This is a genomic window from Pedococcus sp. P2_E4 (genome assembly GCF_056403935.1).
In genome coordinates this window covers 17,297-38,836 of the sequence record NZ_JBFUEO010000010.1, presented here as the reverse complement: position 1 = coordinate 38,836, position 21,540 = coordinate 17,297, and the positions used below count along the sequence as shown (strand labels likewise).

21 protein-coding genes are annotated in these 21,540 nt (G+C 71.9%); 11 read left to right on the top strand and 10 right to left on the bottom strand.

Annotated elements, in window-relative coordinates:
- The first annotated feature begins 82 nt into the window (after nt 1-82).
- Both AC1DV7_RS07165 and AC1DV7_RS07160 read left to right on the top strand, forming a co-directional pair.
- Nucleotides 83-1,294 carry an alpha-hydroxy acid oxidase gene (locus AC1DV7_RS07165; RefSeq protein ID WP_477596013.1) on the top strand — a complete coding sequence of 404 codons (1,212 nt, stop codon included), beginning with the start codon at nt 83-85 and terminating at the stop codon, nt 1,292-1,294.
- 10 nt (nt 1,295-1,304) lie between these two features.
- Nucleotides 1,305-2,114 carry an HAD family hydrolase gene (locus tag AC1DV7_RS07160; RefSeq protein ID WP_477596011.1) on the top strand — a complete coding sequence of 270 codons (810 nt, stop codon included), beginning with the start codon at nt 1,305-1,307 and terminating at the stop codon, nt 2,112-2,114.
- Between the two features lie 29 nt (nt 2,115-2,143).
- Here the strand turns inward: AC1DV7_RS07160 and AC1DV7_RS07155 are convergent, their stop codons facing one another.
- Complete coding sequence (locus tag AC1DV7_RS07155; protein ID WP_477596009.1) at nt 2,144-2,752, bottom strand: LURP-one-related family protein; 609 nt, start codon at nt 2,750-2,752, stop codon at nt 2,144-2,146.
- A gap of 60 nt (nt 2,753-2,812) precedes the next feature.
- On the opposite strand from AC1DV7_RS07155, the gene AC1DV7_RS07150 reads away from it, so the two are divergent.
- From AC1DV7_RS07150 to AC1DV7_RS07135, 4 genes are all read left to right on the top strand, one after another.
- Nucleotides 2,813-3,634, top strand: a complete 822-nt coding sequence (locus tag AC1DV7_RS07150; protein ID WP_477596007.1) for a TrmH family RNA methyltransferase — start codon at nt 2,813-2,815, stop codon at nt 3,632-3,634.
- Between the two features lie 48 nt (nt 3,635-3,682).
- Nucleotides 3,683-4,318 carry a VOC family protein gene (locus AC1DV7_RS07145; protein ID WP_477596006.1) on the top strand — a complete coding sequence of 212 codons (636 nt, stop codon included), beginning with the start codon at nt 3,683-3,685 and terminating at the stop codon, nt 4,316-4,318.
- Between the two features lie 211 nt (nt 4,319-4,529).
- Entirely contained in the window at nt 4,530-6,251 is a 1,722-nt protein-coding gene (locus AC1DV7_RS07140; protein ID WP_477596004.1) for an NAD(P)/FAD-dependent oxidoreductase, read from the top strand.
- Nucleotides 6,248-7,627, top strand: a complete 1,380-nt coding sequence (locus AC1DV7_RS07135) for an adenylate/guanylate cyclase domain-containing protein (RefSeq protein ID WP_477596002.1) — start codon at nt 6,248-6,250, stop codon at nt 7,625-7,627. The genes AC1DV7_RS07140 and AC1DV7_RS07135 overlap by 4 nt, the downstream gene beginning before the upstream one ends.
- Before the next feature lie 2 nt (nt 7,628-7,629).
- On the opposite strand, the gene AC1DV7_RS07130 is transcribed toward AC1DV7_RS07135, so the two are convergent.
- The 3 genes from AC1DV7_RS07130 to purB form a co-directional block, all read right to left on the bottom strand.
- Nucleotides 7,630-8,037 (bottom strand): MmcQ/YjbR family DNA-binding protein, encoded by a 408-nt coding sequence (locus AC1DV7_RS07130; protein WP_477596000.1) that lies wholly within the window; start codon nt 8,035-8,037, stop codon nt 7,630-7,632.
- Between the two features lie 113 nt (nt 8,038-8,150).
- Nucleotides 8,151-8,510 (bottom strand): DUF2568 domain-containing protein, encoded by a 360-nt coding sequence (locus AC1DV7_RS07125; protein WP_477595998.1) that lies wholly within the window; start codon nt 8,508-8,510, stop codon nt 8,151-8,153.
- Between the two features lie 23 nt (nt 8,511-8,533).
- Complete coding sequence (purB, locus tag AC1DV7_RS07120; protein WP_477595996.1) at nt 8,534-9,949, bottom strand: adenylosuccinate lyase; 1,416 nt, start codon at nt 9,947-9,949, stop codon at nt 8,534-8,536.
- Between the two features lie 142 nt (nt 9,950-10,091).
- On the opposite strand from purB, the gene AC1DV7_RS07115 reads away from it, so the two are divergent.
- A complete protein-coding gene (locus tag AC1DV7_RS07115) occupies nt 10,092-11,120 on the top strand; it encodes an aldo/keto reductase (protein WP_477595994.1) in 1,029 nt (342 codons plus the stop codon).
- Between the two features lie 10 nt (nt 11,121-11,130).
- On the opposite strand, the gene AC1DV7_RS07110 is transcribed toward AC1DV7_RS07115, so the two are convergent.
- The 6 genes from AC1DV7_RS07110 to AC1DV7_RS07085 form a co-directional block, all read right to left on the bottom strand.
- The gene (locus AC1DV7_RS07110; RefSeq protein WP_477595992.1) at nt 11,131-12,582 is read right to left on the bottom strand and encodes an LLM class flavin-dependent oxidoreductase; all 1,452 of its coding nucleotides are present in this window, start codon (nt 12,580-12,582) and stop codon (nt 11,131-11,133) included.
- Nucleotides 12,579-12,974 carry a tetratricopeptide repeat protein gene (locus AC1DV7_RS07105; protein WP_477595991.1) on the bottom strand — a complete coding sequence of 132 codons (396 nt, stop codon included), beginning with the start codon at nt 12,972-12,974 and terminating at the stop codon, nt 12,579-12,581. Before AC1DV7_RS07105 ends, AC1DV7_RS07110 begins: the two co-directional genes overlap by 4 nt.
- A 23-nt stretch (nt 12,975-12,997) precedes the next feature.
- Entirely contained in the window at nt 12,998-13,519 is a 522-nt protein-coding gene (locus tag AC1DV7_RS07100; protein ID WP_477595989.1) for a low molecular weight protein-tyrosine-phosphatase, read from the bottom strand.
- A gap of 90 nt (nt 13,520-13,609) precedes the next feature.
- A complete protein-coding gene (gene galE / locus AC1DV7_RS07095; protein ID WP_477595987.1) occupies nt 13,610-14,626 on the bottom strand; it encodes a UDP-glucose 4-epimerase GalE in 1,017 nt (338 codons plus the stop codon).
- 120 nt (nt 14,627-14,746) lie between these two features.
- Nucleotides 14,747-15,232 (bottom strand): hydroxyphenylacetyl-CoA thioesterase PaaI, encoded by a 486-nt coding sequence (paaI, locus tag AC1DV7_RS07090; RefSeq protein WP_477595985.1) that lies wholly within the window; start codon nt 15,230-15,232, stop codon nt 14,747-14,749.
- Complete coding sequence (locus AC1DV7_RS07085) at nt 15,229-16,437, bottom strand: 3-hydroxyacyl-CoA dehydrogenase NAD-binding domain-containing protein (RefSeq protein ID WP_477595983.1); 1,209 nt, start codon at nt 16,435-16,437, stop codon at nt 15,229-15,231. The genes paaI and AC1DV7_RS07085 overlap by 4 nt, the downstream gene beginning before the upstream one ends.
- 104 nt (nt 16,438-16,541) lie before the next feature.
- Here AC1DV7_RS07085 and paaN point away from each other — a divergent pair, with 104 nt between their 5' ends.
- The 4 genes from paaN (at nt 16,542) to AC1DV7_RS07065 (ending at nt 21,439) form a co-directional block, all read left to right on the top strand.
- Nucleotides 16,542-18,278, top strand: a complete 1,737-nt coding sequence (gene paaN / locus AC1DV7_RS07080; protein WP_477595981.1) for a phenylacetic acid degradation protein PaaN — start codon at nt 16,542-16,544, stop codon at nt 18,276-18,278.
- Between the two features lie 21 nt (nt 18,279-18,299).
- On the top strand, nt 18,300-18,683 hold the full coding sequence (locus AC1DV7_RS07075; RefSeq protein WP_477595979.1) for a phage holin family protein: 384 nt from the start codon (nt 18,300-18,302) through the stop codon (nt 18,681-18,683).
- A 93-nt stretch (nt 18,684-18,776) separates the two neighbouring features.
- Complete coding sequence (gene hisC, locus AC1DV7_RS07070) at nt 18,777-19,874, top strand: histidinol-phosphate transaminase (protein WP_477595977.1); 1,098 nt, start codon at nt 18,777-18,779, stop codon at nt 19,872-19,874.
- A 179-nt stretch (nt 19,875-20,053) separates the two neighbouring features.
- On the top strand, nt 20,054-21,439 hold the full coding sequence (locus AC1DV7_RS07065) for an FAD-binding oxidoreductase (protein ID WP_477595975.1): 1,386 nt from the start codon (nt 20,054-20,056) through the stop codon (nt 21,437-21,439).
- The last annotated feature ends 101 nt before the right edge of the window (nt 21,440-21,540 follow it).

Below are 21,540 nucleotides of genomic sequence, written 5' to 3'. Positions count from 1 at the left end.
TCCCCTCTGCGGCATTGGGGGTGCAGGGGTGACGCATTCGTCACTCCTGCACCCCCAAACCGCGGGCGCTACGTTGAGGGACATGAGCGATCGCCAACTGCCCCAGTGGTCCGAGCTCAAGCCGCTACTGCGACCCAGGCCGGTCGAGCTCAACGCCCGCAAGCGGCGGCTGGCGTCCGCTCTCACGATCGCCGACCTGCGCGAGGTCGCCCGCCGGCGCACGCCGCGCTCGGTCTTCGACTACACCGACGGCGCCGCCGAGGCCGAGCTCAGCCTCCAGCGCGCGAGGGCGACGTTCCGGGACCTGACGTTCCAGCCGTCGGTGCTGCGCGACGTCGGCGACATCGACACCACGACCACGGTCCTGGGCAAGCCGTCGGCCCAGCCGTTCGGGTTCGGGCCGACGGGGTTCACCCGGATGATGCATCACGAGGGCGAGCGAGCCGTCGTCCGAGTGGCCGAGCGCGTCGGCATCCCCTACGGGCTGTCGACCCTCGGCACCACCGACGTCGAGGGCGTGGCGGCGGCGTCGCCCGGCGCCCGCAAGTGGTTCCAGCTGTACGTCTGGCGCGACCACGCCCCGGCCGAGGACCTCATGGCCCGCGCCCGGGCTGCCGGCTTCGAGGCGCTCATCCTCACCGTCGACGTGCCCGTCGCGGGCGTGCGGCTGCGCGACGTCCGCAACGGGTTCAACATCCCGCCCGCCCTGTCCCTCAGGACCTTCCTCGACGGGGCCATGCACCCGAGCTGGTGGGTCAACTTCCTCACCACGGAGCCGCTGCGGTTCGCCAGCCTCGACCGCTGGGACGGCACCGTCGCCGAGATGATGAACGCGCTCTTCGACCCGACGATGACCATCGAGGACCTCGAGTGGGTGCGCTCGACCTGGGACGGCCCGCTCATCGTCAAGGGCATCCAGACGGTCGAGGACGCCCGCCGGATGTTCGACGCCGGGGCCGACGCGATCGTGCTCTCCAACCACGGTGGCCGACAGCTCGACAAGGCACCCGTCCCGGTGCGGCTGCTCCCCGACGTCCGTGACGCCCTCGGAGACGGCCCGGAGGTCCTGGTCGACACCGGGGTCATGTCCGGGTCGGACGTGGTGGCGGCCATGGCGCTCGGCGCGAGCTCGGTCCTCGTCGGCCGCGCCTACCTGTACGGCCTGATGGCCGGCGGCGAGGCGGGGGTCGAGCGCGCAGCCCAGATCCTCACCACGGAGGTACGCCGCACGATGGCGTTGCTGGGCGCGCGCCGGATCGCGGACCTGGGGCCCCAGCACGTCCGCCTTCCGTAGGCTCCCCCGCATGACCGTTTCATTCCTGGTGGCGCTCGACGTCGACGGCACCACCATCAACCACGCGGGCGAGCTGTCACCGGTCGTGCGTGAGGCCGTGCACGACGTGGTGGCCGCCGGCCACCACGTCATCGTCTCCACGGGTCGCTCGATCGTCGCCACCACCGACATCCTCGGTGAGCTCGGGATCACGACGGGGTATGCCGTGTGCTCCAACGGCGCGGTCACCCTCGAGTTGGATCCCTTGGCGGACAACGGTTTCCGCGTCATCGAGGCGGTCACCTTCGACCCTGCCCCGGCGCTCAACCTGTTGCGTCACGAGTGGCCGGATGCCGTGGTCGCCGTGGAGGAGCTGGGGGTCGGCTTCAAGCTGAGCGCCCCGTTCCCCGACGGCGAGCTGCAGGGCGAGCTCCGGGTCGTGCCGTGGGAAGAGCTCGTCGCCGACCCGGTGACGCGTGTGACGTTCCGGGCGCCCGGGGGCACCGCCGAGGACTTCCTCGCCCTCACCGAGCGCATCGGCCTCCACGGGGTCAACTACGCGGTGGGCTTCAGCGCCTGGCTCGACCTCAACCCCGAGGGGGTCTCCAAGGGCTCGGCCCTCGAGCTGCTGCGCCGCCGGCTCGAGGTCGATCCGCGCCACACGGTCGCGATCGGCGACCAGCGCAACGACATCGAGATGCTGCACTGGGCGGCGCGTGGCGTCGCCATGGGCAACGCCCCGGACGAGGTCAAGGCGATCGCCAACGAGGTGACGCTCACGGTCGACGAGGACGGCCTGGTGCCGGTGCTCCGCTCACTGCTCCGACCAGCAGACCTCTGAGCAGGGAACCGTCGACCAGAAGGCCGGGCTCAGCGGGACTGCAGGGCGTCGAGCGCCACCGCCATCGACAGGCCCACGCGCCAGTCCAGCTGCCAGCCGTTCGCGGCGCGCGGCACGCGGATGTCGTAGCGGTCCCGCAGCGAACGCTGGCGCTCCGACGAGAGCACCACGGACCCGTCGGGCGCGGTGAAGTCGAAGTGGAAGAGGAACGGCAGCGGGATCTCGCCCACGACCGGCAGGAACTCCCAGACCCGGCGCACGATCGCGACGGTCTGGTTGCGCTCCGTGCCGAAGGCCTGCAGGCCGTCCGCGGTCCCGAGGTGCCACGACGACCGCAGGAGCGACTTGGCGAAGTCCTTGCGGAACCAACCCACGGGTGCCCCCGTCGCGTCGAACACGTCATACGTGGCGCCGAGGTCCATGCGCGTGCGCGCCTTGAACGAGAACACGGGCTGCGTGCGGGCCTCGTCGGCGTAGAAGGTGACCTGCTCCTTGAACGCCATCCGCTTCTGCTGGGCGACCGCGATGACCGGCCCCTCGGCACCGCCCGCGTCGACAGCCCGGATCTCGTAGCGGTTCACCATCAGGGTGATCTTCTGGCGCAGCGAGTAGCGCTCGGTTCCGGGTGTCTGGGTCATGGCGCACAGTGTGCCCGACGCGGCGGTTCCGGGGTGCGGGGATGACATGCTTGGTCCGCCATGGCTGACCTGACCATCACCTCGCCCGCGAACCCGCGCCTGAAGTCGCTCGTGGCGCTGCGGCGTCGGCGCACCCGCGAGGAGACCGGGCTCACGGTGGTCGAGGGCTTCGAGGAGCTGTCGCTCGCCCTGGCGGCCGGGGTCGTGCCACAGACGTTGTACTACTGCCCCGAGCTGATGCTCGACGCGCGCGAGCAGTCGCGGGTGGTGGACGCCGTCCGGGCCGACGGCAGCGAGACGGTGCAGGTGTCACGGCAGGCCTTCGAGAAGGTGGCGTACCGCGAGGGGCCGGACGGCTTCCTCGCCGTGGTCGGTGCCGTCGCGCGGCAGTGTGCGGACCTGACCGTCTCGCCGACGGCGCTCACGGTCCTGTGCGAGGGCGTCGAGAAGCCGGGCAACCTCGGCGCCATGCTCCGCACCGCCGATGCCGCGGGGGCCGAGGCGGTCATCGCCGCCGACCCGGTGACGGACTGGGGTAACCCCAACCTGGTGCGCGCCTCCAAGGGCACGGTGTTCTCAGTGCAGGTGGCCAGCGACCCCACCGAGGACGCCCTGGCGTGGCTCGACCGGCAGGGAATCGCCCTGGTGGCAACGACTCCCGACACCGACCTCGACTTCACCGACGTGGACTACACCGGGCCCGTGGCCATCGCCGTCGGGGCCGAGAAGTACGGGCTGACCGACCGTGTCCTGGACCACGCGGCATACCGGGTGCGGATCCCGATGGTCGGCAAGGCGAACTCGCTGAACGTCGCGACCTCCGCCGCGATCGTCATCTACGAGGCGGTCCGGCAGCGGCGGCAGCCGCCGCCGTCACACTGACCACACCCGTGTCAGGAGCACTCCCTGACGTATGTCACGATGTCGGGTATGCGAGTTGACCACGTGTCGTATGCGGCAGAGCACGACGGTCTGCAGGCGACCGCGCAACGTCTGGCAAAGCTGATCGGCGTGGAGCCGGTCGATGGGGGCATCCACCCGCGTTTCGGGACGCGCAACGTGATCCTCCCGTTGGCCCATGAGCGCTACGTCGAGGTCGTCGAGGTGCTCGACCACCCCGCCTCCGACAAGGCGCCGTTCGGCCAGGCCGTCCGCGCCCGCTCCGAGGCCGGTGGCGGTTGGCTCGGCTGGGTCGTCGCGGTCGACGACCTCGCGCCGTTCGAGCAGCGCATCGGTCGTGAGGCCGTCGACGGCAACCGCTACCGCCCCGACGGCATCGAGCTGCGCTGGCGCCAGCTGGGCATCAAGGGCCTCATGTCCGACCCGCAGCTGCCCTACTTCGTCCAGTGGGCCGACCTGTCGCTCCACCCCTCGACGTCATCCAACACCGAGGTGACGATCGACAGCCTCCAGATCGCCGGCGACCCCGAGCGGGTGCGCGAGTGGCTCGACCTGCCGGCCGACCAGACCTCCTCGGTCATCGACTTCACGTTCGTCGCGCCGCACGGCACGCCTGGCCTGCTGTCCGTCACCTTCGACACCCCGACCGGCAAGGTCACCGTCTGACCCGTTCACCCAACCCCTGCTAGCAGAGGTTCGGTGAAGGTGGACAGGGTGCAACCTGTCCGGCTTTCGGCAAGCCCTGCTAGCAGAGGTTGCGTCAGGAGTGGCGGCGGTCCTCCGACGACAGCGACCCCTCCTACGTCATCGAGACGAGTCAGGCTCAGAGGCTCGCGCCTAGCGTGGAGTGCCGTAGGGCCCGACCGCTGGAGATGCCATGGCACGTCCGCTGCTGCTCGCCGTCGACGCCGACCCCGAGTCGCTGTCCCGGATCGAGTCGCACCTGCAGCGCCGGTTCGGTGCCGAGTACCGCGTCCGGGGAGAGCTCACCAGCCGCGACGCGCTGGCCCAGCTCGAGGCCGCGCGGGAGCGGGGCGACGCCGTGGTGGCCGTGTTCGCCGACCAGTGGCTGCCCGAGACGTCGGGGGCCGAGCTGCTGGGCAGGGTCCGCACCATGCACCCCGACGCGCGCCGGGCCCTGCTCGTGCGCTGGGGCGCCTGGTCCGACCGCCCCACGGCCGACGCGATCCTGCGGGCGATGTCGGTCGGGGACATCAACTACTACGTGCTCAAGCCATGGTCGGACCACGACGAGCTGTTCAGCCGTACCGTCGGCGAGTTCGTCCACGAGTGGTCGCGCACCGTGATCTCGCCCGAGCGGGAGGTCGTCGTGGTCGCCGAGCGCCGGGCGCCACGCGGGCACTCGATCCGCAGCCTGCTCAGCAGGAACGGCATCCCGCACACGTACCTCGAGCGCGGCTCGCCCGGCGCCGTCGTCGCGTTGGGCCAGATCGGCCTGCGCAACCCCGAGGACCTGACCGGACCCGTGGTCGTGTGGATGCCCGCGATCGGCGGCCCGGTCCTGCTCGACCCGTCCGACGCCGAGCTCTGTGAGGCCTGGGGCATCCGGACCACGCTGGACGACGACGACCGCGAGTTCGACGTCGTCGTCGTCGGGGCGGGACCGGCCGGCCTCGCCGCTGCCGTCTACGCCTCGTCCGAGGGCCTGCGGGTGCTGGTCGTCGAACGGGAGACCTTGGGTGGGCAGGCCGGGTCGAGCTCGCTCATCCGCAACTACCTCGGGTTCTCGCGCGGCCTCAGCGGCTCCGAGCTGGCGCAGCGTGGGTACCAGCAGGCGTGGGTGTTCGGCGCGCACTTCCTGCTCACGCGGGAGGTCGTTGCCGTCCAGCCGCGGCAGGGCGGGTTCGATGTCGACGTGAGCGGGGTCGGCTCGGTGCGGGCAGCCACGCTGGTCCTGGCCACGGGGGTCTCGTACCGGCGCCTCGGGGTCGAGGCACTCGAGTCGCTCTCGGGTGCCGGGGTCTACTACGGCGCCAGCGTCTCGGAGGCCCAAGGGCTGACCGGGTTGGAGGTCGTGGTGCTCGGCGGCGGCAACTCGGCCGGCCAGGCGGTGCTGCACCTGGCCCGGTATGCCGCGCACGTGCGGCTCGTCGTCCGGTCCGGGTCACTCGCCAAGGGGATGTCGCAGTACCTCGTCGGTGAGATCGAGCAGAACCCGGTCGTGACCGTCCACACCGGCAGCGAGGTGTCCGGCGGCGGTGGGGACGGCTGGCTCGACCACGTGCGGCTCCGCAACCTGTCGACCGGCGCCGAGGAGCGCGTCGCCGCCGACGCCCTGTTCGTCATGATCGGGGCCGAGCCCCGGACGGACTGGCTCCCCGACGAGGTATGGCGCGAGAAGGGCTTCGTGGTGTGTGGCACCGATGCCATGGGTCGGGGCCGGTGGCCGCTCGAGCGGATGCCGATGCCCTACGAGACCACCTTGCCGGGCTTCTTCGCGGTCGGTGACGTGCGCGAGGGGTCGGTCAAGCGCGTGGCCTCGGCGGTCGGCGAGGGTTCCGTGGTCGTGTCCCAGCTCCACCAGTACCTCGCCGAGTCGCGGGCGGCGGTCGACGCAGCGAGGGGTGCCGGAGCGTGACCAGCTCGCCTCCGCCCACCGCACGGGCCCGCGCGGTGCCCGTGGTGGCGGCGACGCTGGTGGCGCTGACCCCGCTCGGCGGGCTGGCGCTGCTGCTGCGACGCCCGTCCCTCGACGTCTCGTGGGAGCACCATCCCTCCCACTTCTGGCTCGTCCTGGGTGCGGGGGCGCTCAGTGCCGTCATCGCCTACGGGACGGGGGTCGCCGCGACGAGGCGGGGCGACGCCCGGGTGCTCCTGGTGTCCCTGAGCTTCCTCGCGGCGGCCGGGTTCCTGGGGCTGCACGCCCTCGCCACCCCCGGGGTCCTGCTGGCCCACCCGAATGCCGGGTTCATGGTGGCGACGCCGGTGGGTGTGGGGATCGCGTCGGGCTTCGCCGCCTGGTCGACGGCCCCACTCGACGGGACTGCTGGCGTCCGCGTGATCGTCCGCGCGAAGGCCCTGCGGGTGGTCCTGGTCGTCGTGATGCTCGCGTGGGCCGTGGCGTCCCTCGAGAGCCTGCCGCCGCTCGATGCCCACACGGCACCGGAGCGCGCCTCGGGTCCGCTGGTCGCGCTGGCGGTCGTCTCCATCGCGCTGTACGCGTGGACGGCGGCGGCCTACCTGCGGCTGTGGCGCCGCCGGCGCGGCACCATGCCGCTGGCCGTCGCCGCCGCGGTGGTCCTGCTGGCCGAGGCGATGGTGGCCCTCATCTTCGCGCCGAACTGGCGGCTGAGCTGGTGGGAGTGGCACGTGCTGATGCTCGTCGCCTTCGCGCTGGTCGCCTGGGGGGCGCAGCGGGAGTGGCACGAGGAGCGCTTCGCCGGGCTGTACCTCGACCAGACGACGTCGGGGACGCGCGTGATGAGCATCCTGTTCGCCGACCTGCAGGGCTTCACCACCTTCTCCGAGAGCCACGAGGCGCAGGAGGTGACCGCCATGCTCAACACCTACTTCGAGGTGGCCATCCCGCCGGTCGTGACCGCGCACGGCGGGGACATCGACCGGATCATCGGCGACGCGATCATGGCGACCTTCAACCGCAGGGGCGACCAGCCGGACCACGCCCGCCACGCGGCAGCAGCAGCCCTGGCCATGCAGGAGGCCACCGCGGCCGTGGCCGCGGATCACCCGGGCTGGCCGCGCTTCCGGGTCGGGGTCAACACCGGGGAGGTCTCGGTGAGCCTGCTGGGGGCCGGTGGCGGGCGCACCCACACGGTGATCGGGGATGCCGTCAACACCGCCTCACGGCTCGAGGGGAAGGCGCCGGTGGGGGCCGTCGCGGTGAGCGCGGCGACGCGCGACCTGCTGCCGGGCGCCCGCACGACGCCCCTCGGCCCGCTCGAGCTCAAGGGCAAGACCGAGGCCATCGAGGCCTTCGTCCTGCTGTCCCTCTGAGGTCAGGCGTCACGCTGCGCGAAGTATTCGGCCACCAGGCGCCGGGGCGCTCGCGCCGACCAGGCATCGGTGATGACCTCGGCCAGCTCTGCCCGGCTCACCCGGCCGAGGTCACGCTGGCGCAGCAGCACCGCGTTGTACCCGTCGAAGTGGGGCGTCGTGAACCAGGGCCCGTCTCCCTCGACCAGCGCGTCCTTGTCGAGCTGGTCCGGGACGCTGACGACGATGACGTCGTCCATGCGCTCGCCGGTCTCGGGGTCCACGGCGTCGGGACGAGGCTCGCGGAACTGCAGGAACGACTTGCCGCGGACCGTGTAGGCGGCATTGCCCCACCCCGTGCCCTCCTCCACCTCGGGGAGGCCGAGCGCGATCTCGCCGACGTCGGACAGCCTGGCTTTCCGGGTGGCCATGGGCGCGACGCTACTGCGTTGCGCGGCGGGACGGGACCGGGCGGGACGGGACCGGGCGGGACGGGGCCGGGCGGGACGGGGCCGGGCGGGGCCGGGCGGGACCAGGTCGCAGGTCAGGCGCGGGGACGGGTGGCCACGTCCGGAACCAGGGAGCGCACCGACGGCAACAGGGCGAGGCCGTTCACCACGACGGAGAACGCGAGGAACGCCAGGGCCAGCCCGTGGTGTCCCGCAGCCCACAGCCCGGCGGCGGCCAGCCCGAAGACGAGCACCTTGACCACCGGTCGCACGACGGGGCCACCCCACAGCGCCTTGGGGGACGCGAACGTCCACCACGCGGCGACCACGACGACGGGTGCGACGACCGCGAGGGCTGCGCCGCCGGCATACGCACCCCAGACCCCGGCGGCCACGGCCGCGAGCACCTCGTCGACGAAGACCAGTGAGAGAACCAGCCACCCGAACGCACGCATCGTCGCCCTCCCGGTCGCGACGGTCAGTCGACGTCGAGGTGGTCGACCAGCTGCGGCGCCACCCCGATGTACGTCGCGGGGGTCATGCCGGACAGGCGGGCAGCGACGTCGTCGGGCAACCCGAGCCCCGCCACGAACTCGCGCAGGTCGTCGCCGGTGATGCGACGTCCGCGGGTCAGCTCCTTGAGCCGCTCGTAGGGGTTCTCCATCCCGGCCACGCCCTGGGCGGCGAGGGCGCGCATCACCGACTGCACCGGCTCGCCCAGCACCTCCCAGTTGGCGTCGAGGTCGGCGGCCATCGCGGCCGGCACGGCGTCGAGCCCCGCCAGCCCGCGCGAGGCGTTGTCGATGGCCAGCACCGAGTGCCCGAACGCGGAGCCGATGTTGCGCTGCATGGACGAGTCGGTGAGGTCGCGCTGGAGCCTGCTGTTGACGAGCGTCGAGCCGAGCACGTCGAACAACGCGTTGCTGACCTCGAGGTTGGCCTCGGCGTTCTCGAAGCGGATCGGGTTGACCTTGTGCGGCATGGTCGAGGACCCCACCGTGCCCTGGCCGCGCACCTGGGCGAAGTAGCCGAGCGAGATGTAGGTCCAGACGTCGGTGCACAGGTTGTGCAGTACGCGGTTGAACCGCGCCAGGTCGGCGTACAGCTCGGCCTGCCAGTCGTGGGACTCGATCTGCGTGGTGAGGGGGTTCCACTCGAGCCCGAGGGACTCCACGAACTCACGGCTCAGGGCCGGCCAGTCGGCCGTCGGCACCGCGGCGAGGTGGGCGCCGAACGTGCCCGTCGCGCCGTTGAGCTTGCCGAGGTAGTCCGCCCCGCGGATGCGTCGCAGCTGGCGACCGAGCCGGTGCGCCAGGACCGCCAGCTCCTTTCCCATGGTCGTGGGGGTGGCCGGCTGGCCGTGGGTGTGCGCCAGCAGCGGGACGTCGCGCAGGTCCGACGCCATCGTCGCGACGGCCTCGACGAGGGCGGTCGCCCGCGGCAGCCACACCTGCTCGACCGCGCCCTTGACCATGAGCGCGTAGGACAGGTTGTTGATGTCCTCGCTGGTGCAGCAGAAGTGGATGAGCTCGGCGAGCCCGGCGTCTGCCGGGTCCGGGGCGATGGCCGTGAGGCGGCGCTTGAGGAAGTACTCGACCGCCTTGACGTCGTGCTGGGTCTCGCGCTCGATCGCGGACAGCTCGGCGATCTCGTCGGCACCGAAGTCGTCGACGACCTGGCGCAGCTGTGCCTGCTCGGCCTCGGTCAGGGCGCGGACCCCGGACACCACCTGGTGGGTGGTGAGGAAGATGAGCCACTCCACCTCGACCCGGATGCGCTCGCGGTTGAGCGCCGGCTCGGAGAGGTGGTCGACGAGCGCCGCCACCACGCCGCGATAGCGCCCGTCGAGGGCGCCGAGCGCAATGGGTGGGGTCGCGTCAGCAAGCGAGGCCATGGCAGGAGTCTCCCAGAGCCGAGAGCACAGCCCGGACACCGGTCCGTCCGACGGGCACCCCCGAGCGCTGGACGGGGCGGGCCCCAGCGCAGGGACGGGCGGGCCCGGGCGGAGGGTGGCCACGCGGCATACGGTGGGGAGCATGCGATACACGACGCTCGGCAACAGTGGCACCGTCGTCTCGACCCAGTGCCTCGGCACCATGACCTTCGGCGCCGAGGCGGACGAGGCGACGTCCGGCGCGATCCTCGAGGCGTTCGTCGAGGCAGGCGGCACGTTCGTGGACACGGCCGACGTCTATGCCGAGGGTGGGGCGTCCGAGGAGATCATCGGCCGCTGGCTCAAGGCCCATCCCGAGGACGCGCGCAACCTCGTCGTCGCCACGAAGGGACGGTTCGCGATGGGCAAGGGGCCCAACGACCTCGGGCTGTCACGCCGCCACCTGCGCAACGCCCTCGACGACTCGCTGCGGCGCCTCGACGTCGAGCACATCGACCTGTACCAGATGCATGCCTGGGACGCCCTGACCCCGCTGGAGGAGACGTTGCGGTTCCTCGACGACGCGGTCAGTGCCGGCAAGATCTCCTACTACGGGTTCTCGAACTACCTCGGCTGGCAGGTGACCAAGGCCGTGTTGACGGCTCGGGAGCACGGCTGGAGCGCCCCGGTCACGCTGCAGCCGCAGTACAACCTGCTGGTCCGCGACATCGAGCACGAAGTCGTCCCTGCCTGCCTCGACGCAGGGCTGGGGCTGCTGCCGTGGTCGCCGCTCGCGGGCGGCTGGCTCACCGGCAAGTACCAGCGCGACACCACGCCGACAGGCGACTCCCGGCTCGGCGACGACCCCACCCGGGGCATGGAGGCATGGGAGCCCCGCAATGCGCGCGAGCAGACCTGGGCCGTCATCGACGCGGTCGGCGAGGTCGCCGCCGACAGTGGCGTGACCGCAGCGCAGGTCGCGCTGGCCTGGGTGGGGGCCCAGCCCGGGGTCACCTCGGTCATCCTCGGGGCGAGGACCGTGGAGCAGTTGCGCGACAACCTCGCCGCCGCCGACCTCGAGCTCTCGGCCGAACAGCTCCAGCGCCTGTCGAGCGTCAGCGCGCCACAGGTGGACGACTACCCCTACGGCGCCGCGGGTGTCGACCAGCGGGACCGGGGACTGACCGGCTGACGGAGCCGGGTCAGGCGAACCCGTGGCGGTCGAGGGCGGGGACGAGGTCGTCCTCCTCGGAGGCCAGGTGCTCCAGCAGCGTCCGCGACAGCAGGTCGACGACCCGCTGCAGCTCGGCCGTGCCGGAGGCCCCTGACACGAGCCCGACCAGTGCCTCGTCGAGTTGTTCGAGGACGTCGTGGATGACGACGTGCTCCGCCTCCAGCCGGTCGAGGACGGGGGCCAGTGCCGGCTCGCTGCGCCGCAGGTGCGGGAACACCGAGCGGTCCTCGAGCGTGTGGTGGCCCGTCAGGAAGCGGCAGTACTGCGCGCAGTACGCCCCGAGGGTCCAGTTGTTCTGACGCATGGTCAGCTCGTTGATGGCGTTCCGCGCGCGGTGCGCCTGCTCCTCGCCGGCCACGACCTGCTCGACGATGTCGCGCAGCCGGTCCAGCTCGGCCCGCAGGCCGTCGTGCACCTCGACGAGGTGGGCGCCCGCGCCGGAGGACCGTTGCGCCGCAACGCCATCCGTATGCCGGGTGCCCGCCGCCGCCTCGCCCCGCACCTCGACCGGGTGGTCGGGAGAGGCCAACGTGGCAGGGTCGTCGGTCGCGGCGGACGCTGGTGGCGCCGACGCCCGGCGCTCGCGCTCGGCGTCGACGAGCTCACGCGTGGCCGGGGCGATCTCCTGTGCCCAGCGCTCGACGTCGGCGATGCTCGACACCGACGTGATGAACCCGCTCATGCCCTCGTCGAGGGCCAGCTCGGCGAGCAGCTCGGGCGAGGCCTTCCGGCTGACGTTGTAGAGCCGTCGGATCGCGGCGGGGTCGCGGCCGGCCTTCAGCGCGGCACCGTCGATGGTCTCGTTCATCGCCCGCAGGGCCGAGGGCTCGGCATACCCCTGGCTGGGGAGCCAGCCGTCGGCGAGGCGACCCGTGAGCCGGAGCATGCGCGGCTTGTAGCCGCCGATCCAGATGCCGATCGGGTGCGCCGGCGCGGGTCCGGCGTGCAGCCCCTTGACCCGGTGGTGCTCCCCCTCGACGGTGACCGACCCGGTGCCGGACCACACGCCGCGGATGATGGCGATGGCCTCCTCGAGCGCCTCGATCGACTCGCCTGGCGTGCGCCGCGGTCCGCCAGCGGCGACGATGGCGTCCCAGAACGCACCGGTGCCGATGCCGAGCTCGACCCGACCGCCCGAGAGCAGGTCGAGGGTCGCCGCACTGCGGGCCAGCACCACCGGGGGTCGCAGCGGCAGGTTGAGGACGTTGGGCGCGACCCGGATCGACGTCGTCCGCGCGGCGATGACCGACAGCAGCGTCCACGCGTCGAGGTGCTTGGCCTGGTACGGGTGGTCCTGGATCGTCACGAGGTCGAGCCCCGCCACGTCCGCCGCCTCGCTCATCTCGAGGACGAGCTCGGCGGCGGACGCGTCGGGGGTCGGGAAGATCCCGAACTGGAGGTCGTGCCCGTAGTCGGTCATCGCTGTTCACCGTAGGCGCTGGGACGCTCGTAGTCGCCCAGGACCTCGGCGAGCGCGAGGTGGCGGCGGGCGTCGTCGTGCCGGCCCTGCCGCTGCAACGTCCGGCCGAGCAGCAGGTGCAGGTAGCCGTCGTCGGGCGCGTCCTCGACGAGCCGGCGCAGTGCCGTCTCGGCGCGCCCGAGCTGGGCGGAGCCGAAGTAGGCGCGGGCCAGCATCAGGCGCAGGTCGGTCGTGCCGTGCAGCGCGCCCGAGGTGTCCCCCGTGGCGTCGCTCCCCTCGAGCTCGGCGACCAGCTCGGCCAGCGCGGTCGCGGCGGCGGCGAAGTCGCCGTGGTCGAACAGGCTCCGAGCCCACTCGAGTCGCAGGGTGATCGGCGTCGTGGTCATGCTCATGACCACTCAACCTAGTTCGAAATTCAACTATTCCGTCGGGCGAGCTCGTCTCGCACGTGCTCCACGACGCCGTCGGCCGCGGCCACCACCTCGGCATAGGTCTGGTCGAACGAGCTGTCGTCGCCGTACCAGGGGTCGTCCATGTCGAGGTCGTCGTCACCGGCAGCAACCGGGTCGAAGGAGCGGAACATCCGCACCTTGTCCCGCTGGGCGTCCCCACGTGCCAGCGTCGTGAGCTCGCGGAAGTGGCCGCGGTCGGCCGCCAGCACGAGGTCCACCTCGTCGAACCACGTCCGCTCGAAGCGCCTGGCCACGTGGTCCCGCCCGCCGAAGTCCGCGTGGCCGTTGCGACTGAGCACCGCCAGCGTGCGCGGGTCCGCCGGGTTGCCGACCTCCCACGAGTGGGTCCCCGCGGAGTCCACCACCACGCGGTCCCCCAGCCCGGCTGCCTCGAACCGCTCGCGCAGCACGAACTCCCCCATGGGCGAGCGACAGATGTTGCCCGTGCAGACGACGGTGACGCGATAGGGACGGCTGCTGCTCATGGACCCATTCAAACGCGAGCCCTGCGGCGGGGCTCGCAGGGGTCCGGCGGAGCCGCTCGGTCCGGGCCGCCGCCCGGTCCGCGCCGCCGCTCAGTCCGGGTAGCCGAGGGGGTTGCCGCGCTGCCAGCGCCACTGGTCGGCGCACATGTCCTCGATCGTCCGCGTGGCCTTCCAGCCGAGCTCGCGCTCGGCCCGGGAGGGGTCGGCATACGAGGCGGCGACGTCTCCGGCGCGGCGGCCCACGACCTCGTGCGGCAGGTCGTGCCCGCAGGCCTTCTCGAATGCCCGGAGCACCTCGAGCACCGAGGTGCCGTGACCGGTGCCGAGGTTCCAGGTCGAGATGACGTCGTCGGTCGCGCCCAGCTTGGTGAGGGCCGCGAGGTGACCGGCGGCGAGGTCCTCGACGTGGATGTAGTCGCGCAGGGCCGTGCCGTCCGGGGTGTCGTAGTCGTCACCGAAGACGCTGAGCTTCTCGAGCTTGCCGACCGCCACCTGGGCGATGAAGGGCATGAGGTTGTTGGGGGTCCCCGACGGGTCCTCGCCGATGGTGCCCGAGACGTGGGCGCCGACCGGGTTGAAGTAGCGCAGCAGGGCGATCCGCCAGCGGTCGTCGGTGCGGGCGACGTCGCGCAGCACCTGCTCGATCATCACCTTGGTCCAGCCGTACGGGTTGGTCGCGGACGTCGGGAGGTCCTCGGTGAACGGTGGCTCAGCGTGCTCGCCGTAGACGGTGGCCGATGACGAGAACACCAGCCGGTAGCAGCCGTGCCGCTGCATGGCGCGCACGAGGGCGAACGTCGAGTCGAGGTTGGTCTGGTAGTACTCCAGCGGCACCTCGACGCTCTCGCCCACGGCCTTGAGCCCGGCGAAGTGGATCACCGCGTCGAACTTGCGCTCCGCGAACAGCGACTCGATCTTGTCGCGGTCGGTGAGGTCGAAGGCGTGGACCTCGAGCGGACCGCCCGTGAGCGCCTCGAGCCGCGGGACCACCGTCGGCTTGGCGTTGGAGAAGTTGTCGACGACGACGACGTCGTGACCGGCCGCCGCGAGCTGGACGACGGTGTGGGACCCGATGTAGCCGGCACCGCCGGTGACCAAGACGCGCATGGTGTCACCGTATGCCGCCGGCCCGGCCCCCAGCCATGCGCCCCCACGGGGCGGTCGTCGGAGACTTGTCGGGGCGATGGCCCCGAGAAGTCTCCGAAGACCAGGGGCGGGTTGGGGGCCTCAGCGGCGCAGGTGGCGCGAGCGCCCGCGGAACTCGGCGACGACGACTCCGTCCGACTCGCGCGTCACCGTGACGTCGGTGAGGCCACTGCGCCCGTATGCCGCGCGGGCCCGGCCGCGCGCCACCAGCACGTCCCCGAGGTGCACGGGTGCGATGAAGGTGATGTCGGCGCCCGCGGCGACGGTGAGCTCACCGCGGGAGTTGCACACGAGGGCGAAGGTCGAGTCCGCGAGCGTGAACAAGTAGCCGCCGTGGGCGATGTCGTGGCCGTTGACCATGGCCGCGGTGACCTCCATCCGGACCACGGCGTGGTCGACCTCGATGACGGTCGCCTCCATGCCGAGCGCCCGGGAGGCGGCGTCGTCGGCCCACATCCGGCGCACGTGGCCGAGGTCGACCGCGTTCCCCGGTGCGGCGTCGCCGCCGTCGTCGATGCCGTTCGGGTCGTCGAGGGCGTCCGGCTGGAGCCGGTCACCGCCGGTCACGACGCACCCGCCAGCTCGGCGAGCGCGGGACTCGGCCGGTACCGCCCACCGGGGAACGCGCGGTCCAGGGCCGCGAGCTGGTCGGCCACCACGACATACCCGATCTCGGCACCCCACTCGATCGGACCCCTGGGGTAGTTGGTGCCCAGCCGCATCGCGATGTCGACGTCCTCGGCGCTGGCCTCGCCGCGACGGACCAGGTCGACCGCCTCGTTGACGAGCATCGCCAGGGTGCGGGCGACCGGGTCGGTCTCGACGGGACCGCCGACGAGCCGGTCGAGCAGCGTCTCGTCCGGGACCTGCGGGGCGACCGGCTTGCCGTCGGTGCCGTAGCGGTAGACGCCCTCACCCGTCTTGCGGCCGAGCCGTCCCGCGGCGACGAGGTCGCGCTGGAGCTCCGCCGGCTCGTACCGCGGGTCGCGCCCGGTCTGCTCCCAGACGCTGGTGCCGACGGCGAGGTTGACGTCCTGGCCGATGAAGTCGGTGAGCTCCAGCGGCCCCATCCTGAACCCGGCCCGGCGCAGTGCCTCGTCCAGCGTCGCCGCGTCGGCCACCCCGACGCCGAGCATCCGCTGGGCCTCGCCGTAGAAGGGCCGCGCCACCCGGTTGACGATGAACCCCGGGGTCGAGGTGCACGAGACCGGCGTCTTGCCCCACGAGGTGACGAGGTCGGTGGCGGTGCGGCGGGTCAGTTCGTCGGTGGTGGTGCCGTGGACGACCTCGACCAGCCGCATCACGGGGGGCGGGTTGAAGAAGTGCAGGCCGACCACGCGTTCGGGCCGGGTCGCCTTGGCCCCGATCGCGTCGATGTCCAGGCTGGAGGTGTTGGTCGCGAGCAGCGTGTCAGCGGGCTGGTGCTCGCCGAGGATCCGGAAGAGCTCCTGCTTGGTGTCGAGGTCCTCGCGGACTGCCTCGACCACGACGGTCGACGGGGGAAGGTCCGCGACCTCGGTCACGGTGTGCAGCCGCTCGGCGACCGCCTCCAGGCGTGCCGAGTCGATCCGGCCCTTGGCCTCCAGCCGTTGCAGGCTGCCGATGATCCGGGCCACGCCGTCCTCCGCGGCCCCGGTGGCGGCGTCGACGAGGGTCACCGGGTGGCCGGCCATCGCGGCGACCTGGGCGATGCCGGCGCCCATCGCTCCGGCGCCGATCACCGACACCCGCTGGGACTCTGCAGTGTTCGACCCCGTCGACCCCGTCGTCATGGCGCCATCGTCCCAGACGGCGGTCGGGGAACGGAGGCGGCATGTGACACTGCTGGCGACATCTGGCGGTCTGGCTGTCACATCGCCCCGTCTACGATGGCTGCATGACCACGGCAACGGCGCCCAGCCAGTCCCAGCAGAGCCACCCCCTCGTCGACAAGCACGCCGACCTCCTCGCCCAGGCGACCCAGGCGCTCGCCGACCGTTCCTACTTCAGCCGCTTCCCCGAGTCACCGTCGCCCCGCGTCTACGGCGAGGGTTCGGCGGACGCCGGCCAGGCGGCCTACGAGGCGTTGCGCGACAACGCGTTCGGCGCCCTGGGCGAGACGCAGACCGACGGCGGCTGGGTCGGTGACGAGGTCTCGCCCTACGGTCCCGCGCTCGGCATCACGTACCCGCACCTCGACGTCGACCGCGCCATCACGGCTGCGCTCGATGCCCTCCCCGCGTGGCGCGACGCCGGCGCCCGCACCCGCGCCGCGGTCTGCGTCGAGATGGTCGAGCGGATCAATGCCCGGTCGTTCGAGATCGCCCACTCGGTGATGCACACGACCGGCCAGCCGTTCGTCATGGCATTCCAGGCCGCCGGCCCGCACGCCCAGGACCGTGCCCTAGAGTCCATCGTCGCCGGCCTCGTCGAGCAGGAGCGCGTGCCGGCCTCGGTCGTCTGGGAGAAGCCCGGCCGTGACAAGGAGGGCAACCCGGCGCCGCTGCGGATGCAGAAGGACTACCGCATCGTCCCGCGCGGTCTGGCCCTCGTCATCGGCTGCAACACCTTCCCGACGTGGAACGGCTACCCGGGGCTGTTCGCCTCGCTCGTCACCGGCAACCCGGTCATCGTCAAGCCCCACCCGCGGGCGGTGCTCCCGCTCGCCATCAGCGTGGCGGTATGCCGTGCGGTGCTCGCCGAGGCCGGCTTGAGCCCCGACCTGGTCCAGCTCGCGCCCGAGGCCGACGGCGAGGGCCTCGCCAAGGTGCTGGCCGAGCGGGACGAGGTCCGCATCGTCGACTACACCGGCGGCCCCGCGTTCGGTGGCTGGCTCGAGGAGCAGGGGGCTGCTCGCGGTCAGCTCGTCTACACCGAGAAGGCCGGCGTCAACACGATCGTCGTCGACTCGACCGACAACCTGCGCGGCGTGCTGGGCAACCTCGCGTTCTCGCTGACGCTGTACTCCGGCCAGATGTGCACGACCCCTCAGAACATCTACGTCCCGCGCGACGGCATCGAGACCGACGAGGGCCACCTGTCCTTCGAGGAGTTCGGTGGCCGGCTTGCCGCGGCGGTCGGCAAGCTCACCGGCGACGACGCCCGCGCGGTCGAGCTGCTCGGCGCCACCGTCAACGACGGGGTGCGCGCCAACGCCGCCGGGCTCGCCGACCTGGCGCAGGAGGCCGGTGGCACCGTGGTGCTCGACTCCCGCGAGGTCACCCACCCGGCATACCCCGACGCCATCGTCCGGGCCCCCGGGCTGGTGAGCATGGATGCGAGTCGCGAGGACGTCTACACGCAGGAGTGCTTCGGTCCGGTCACCTTCCTCATCGCGACGAGCGGCACCGAGCAGTCGCTCGCGCAGTTCCGTGACACGGTGCGCGAGCACGGCGCGATGACGGCAGCGGTCTACTCGACGAGCGAGGACGTCCTCGACGCCACTCGCGACGCGGCCGCCGACGCCGGGGTGGCGCTGTCCGAGAACCTCACGGGACCGGTGTTCGTCAACCAGACCGCGGCGTTCTCCGACTACCACGGCACCGGTGGCAACCCGGCGGCGAACTCGGCCTATGTCGACGCCGCGTTCGTGGCCAACCGGTTCCGGGTCGTCACGTCCCGCCGACACGTCTAGTCATCTGGCACGATCACGACCATGGGTTTCCTGATCAAGATCGCGGTCAACGCCGTCGCCCTCTGGGTGGCGGCCTGGCTGGTGCCGGGCCTCGACTTCGGCGACGGCAAGTTCGGCTCGAAGTTCGCGACCGTCGTGCTGGTGGCCCTCGTCTTCGGGTTGGTCAACGCGGTCGTCAAGCCGATCGCCAAGTTCCTGAGCTTCCCGGTGATCATCCTGACGCTGGGCCTGTTCACGTTCATCGTCAACGCGTTCATGCTCCAGCTCACCGAGTGGATCGCCGAGCCGCTGGGGCTGTCGTTTCAGATCCAGCACTTCTTCTGGGACGCGGTCCTGGGTGCCCTGATCATCACCGTGGTCTCGATGGTGCTCGGCTGGGTCCTGCCCGACGGCGACGACGACTGACCGCAGTCCACGGCAAGGGTGCGGGCGCAGGGGCCGGCAGGTAGCCGCACCTCTACCGCCGGGCCCGCAGACGCGCCGCCCTAGAGTGACGTCATGAGCGACAGCGAAGTCCGACTGCGGGCGGCCCTCGACCAGGTGCCCGCCTACGTCCCCGGCAAGCCCGCGGCCGCGCCCGAGGGCGTCACGGCATACAAGGTCTCGTCCAACGAGAACCCCTATCCGCCGCTGCCCTCGGTCCTCGACGTCGTGCGCGACGCGGCGGGGAGCATCAACCGCTACCCGGACATGGCCGTCACAGAGCTCACCCAGGCGCTCGCCACCACCCTCGGCGTCCCGGTCGAGCACGTCGCGACGGGCACGGGCTCGGTCGGGGTCCTCGGTCAGGTCATCGCCGCCACCTGTGACGCGGGCGACGAGGTCGTCTACGCCTGGCGCTCCTTCGAGGCCTACCCCATCGTCACCGCGCTCGCCGGCGCCAAGTCGGTCCAGGTCGGGCTCGACGACCACGCCCGGCACCGGCTCGACGCCATGCGGGCCTCGATCACGGACCGCACCAAGGTCGTCATCGTCTGCACCCCCAACAACCCCACCGGTCCACTGGTCACCCACGACGAGCTGGAGAGGTTCCTCGACGCGGTGCCCACCCGCGTGCTCGTCGTCATCGACGAGGCCTACCTCGAGTTCGTGACCGACCCCGAGGCGCCGCGCAGCCTCGAGCTCTACCGTGACCGCCCGAACGTCATGGTCCTGCGCACCTTCTCCAAGGCCTACGGGCTGGCCGGCCTGCGGGTGGGGTATGCCGTGGCGCACGCCCCCGTGGCCGCGGCCCTCCGCAAGACGGCGACCCCCTTCGGCGTGAACTCGATCGCGCAGGCCGCCGCGGTGGCCTCGCTGCGGGCGTTCGACGAGCTGCAGGAGCGGGTCGACGCCCTCGTGTCGGAGCGCACCCGCGTGGTCGAGGAGCTGCGCGGCCAGGGCTGGTTCATCCCCGAGACCCAGGCGAACTTCGTCTGGTTCGGTTTGGGCGAACGCTCTGGCGCCTTCGCGGCTGCCGCGCAGGAGGCCGGGCTGACGCTGCGCCAGTACGGCAACGACGGCGTGCGGGCCACGATCGGCGAGACCGAGGCCAACGACGTCCTGATCCGGGTGGCGGGCGACTTCCTGGCGGACAACCCGGTCGAGCCGGGCTGACTCGGACGGTCGGCCCGGACGGTCGGCCCGGACGGTCGGCCCGGACGGTCGGCCCGGACGGTCGGTCCGGGCTGACTCGGGCGGTCGGGCGGCCCGACGCGGCCCGTCGTCCCTTTGGGGGAGTTCATCGGTTGCGGGCCGGAGGAAAGTCGCCTCCACACTCCCCCGGAGGGCCTGCCATGACCGATGTGACCGACGTCCGCCCCGCCATCCCGGACTTCTCCGGCCAGCAGCTCACACCAGGCGATGACGGGTACGACGAGGCCCGGCGGGTGTTCAACGCCATGATCGACCGGTCGCCGGCCCTGATCGCCACCTGCCGAAGCGCGCACGACGTGGCTGCGGCGATCGCGCATGCGCGGACCAGTGGCCTGCCGATCTCCGTCTTCGGGGGCGGCCACTCCGTCAACGGCTCGGCCGTGGTGGACGGGGGGCTGTGCGTCGACCTGCGCGGGCTGCGCGACGTGTCGGTCGACCCGCAGACGGCGACCGCCCAGGTGGGGGGCGGGTGCACGTGGGGCGAGCTCGACGCAGCCACCCAGGCGCATGGCCTCGCGGTGACCGGCGGGCGCGTCTCGACGACGGGCGTGGGCGGCCTCGCGCTCGGCAGCGGGAGCGGCTGGCTGGAACGCCGGCTGGGGTTCACCTGCGACAACCTCCTGGAGGCGCAGGTGGTGACGGCGGACGGCAGGATCGTGACGGCGTCGGACACCGAGAACCCCGACCTGTTCTGGGCCCTGCGGGGAGGAGGGGGCAACTTCGGTGTCGTCACCCGCTTCACCCTGCAGCTGCACCCGATCGGGCCGATGGTCTTCGGTGGCATGCTCATGTACCCGCCGACGATGGGAGCCGCCGTGCTCGCCAACTTCCGCGACTTCTTCGTCGACGCTCCCGACGAGGTCGGTGGGGGCGTCGCCTTCATCACCGCTCCGCCGATCGAGATGGTGCCGGAGCCGGCTCGTGGCAAGCCAGCCGTCGGGGTGATCGTGGCCTACACCGGCGCGCTCGAGGACGCCGAGGCGGCGTTGGCCCCKCTGTTGGGCTTCGGGCCGCCGGCCTTCGCCCACGTCGGGCCGATGCCCTACCTGGCCCTGCAACGGCTGCTCGACGAGGCCAACCCGCACGGCCTGCAGAACTACTGGACGGCCGACTTCCTCGACGAGCTGCCGGACGAGGCCGTGGAGACCCTCGCGACCCTGGCGACCTCGCCCGTGTCGCCGCTGAGCCAGGTCATCGTCGTGCCCGGTGGGGGCGCCGTCGCTCGCGTCCCGGAGGAGGCCACTGCCTTCGGGGAGCGCCAGGCGCCGTTCAACATCCACTACCTGTCGATGTGGCCCGACCCGGCCGACACGGAGGCCAACATCTCCCACACCCGCGCCCTCGCGACGGCGATGAAGCCGTGGACGTCGGGACGGGTCTACCTCAACTTCATCGGCGACGAGGGCAAGGAGCGGGTGGAGAGCGCCTTCGGCGAGGGCAAGCTCGCCCGCCTGCGTGCGATCAAGGCGGTGTGGGACCCGGAGAACGTGTTCCGCCACAACCAGAACATCGCCCCAGCCGGCTGAGCCAGTCGAACGTCACGACCCCTGGCCTGCGCAAACGCCGTCGAACTCCTGACCAAGAATTTACCCGTCCTCGCTCCTTCGCCTCTGTTCGGCGGGCGTCC

Coding starts and splice junctions, on each gene's coding strand:
- AC1DV7_RS07165 (WP_477596013.1), top strand. CDS start 83: ATGAGCGATCGCCAACTGCCCCAGTGGTCCGAGCTCAAGCCGCTACTG.
- AC1DV7_RS07160 (WP_477596011.1), top strand. CDS start 1,305: ATGACCGTTTCATTCCTGGTGGCGCTCGACGTCGACGGCACCACCATC.
- AC1DV7_RS07155 (WP_477596009.1), bottom strand. CDS start 2,752: ATGACCCAGACACCCGGAACCGAGCGCTACTCGCTGCGCCAGAAGATC.
- AC1DV7_RS07150 (WP_477596007.1), top strand. CDS start 2,813: ATGGCTGACCTGACCATCACCTCGCCCGCGAACCCGCGCCTGAAGTCG.
- AC1DV7_RS07145 (WP_477596006.1), top strand. CDS start 3,683: ATGCGAGTTGACCACGTGTCGTATGCGGCAGAGCACGACGGTCTGCAG.
- AC1DV7_RS07140 (WP_477596004.1), top strand. CDS start 4,530: ATGGCACGTCCGCTGCTGCTCGCCGTCGACGCCGACCCCGAGTCGCTG.
- AC1DV7_RS07130 (WP_477596000.1), bottom strand. CDS start 8,037: ATGGCCACCCGGAAAGCCAGGCTGTCCGACGTCGGCGAGATCGCGCTC.
- AC1DV7_RS07125 (WP_477595998.1), bottom strand. CDS start 8,510: ATGCGTGCGTTCGGGTGGCTGGTTCTCTCACTGGTCTTCGTCGACGAG.
- purB (WP_477595996.1), bottom strand. CDS start 9,949: ATGGCCTCGCTTGCTGACGCGACCCCACCCATTGCGCTCGGCGCCCTC.
- AC1DV7_RS07115 (WP_477595994.1), top strand. CDS start 10,092: ATGCGATACACGACGCTCGGCAACAGTGGCACCGTCGTCTCGACCCAG.
- AC1DV7_RS07110 (WP_477595992.1), bottom strand. CDS start 12,582: ATGACCGACTACGGGCACGACCTCCAGTTCGGGATCTTCCCGACCCCC.
- AC1DV7_RS07105 (WP_477595991.1), bottom strand. CDS start 12,974: ATGAGCATGACCACGACGCCGATCACCCTGCGACTCGAGTGGGCTCGG.
- AC1DV7_RS07100 (WP_477595989.1), bottom strand. CDS start 13,519: ATGAGCAGCAGCCGTCCCTATCGCGTCACCGTCGTCTGCACGGGCAAC.
- galE (WP_477595987.1), bottom strand. CDS start 14,626: ATGCGCGTCTTGGTCACCGGCGGTGCCGGCTACATCGGGTCCCACACC.
- AC1DV7_RS07085 (WP_477595983.1), bottom strand. CDS start 16,437: ATGACGACGGGGTCGACGGGGTCGAACACTGCAGAGTCCCAGCGGGTG.
- paaN (WP_477595981.1), top strand. CDS start 16,542: ATGACCACGGCAACGGCGCCCAGCCAGTCCCAGCAGAGCCACCCCCTC.
- AC1DV7_RS07075 (WP_477595979.1), top strand. CDS start 18,300: ATGGGTTTCCTGATCAAGATCGCGGTCAACGCCGTCGCCCTCTGGGTG.
- hisC (WP_477595977.1), top strand. CDS start 18,777: ATGAGCGACAGCGAAGTCCGACTGCGGGCGGCCCTCGACCAGGTGCCC.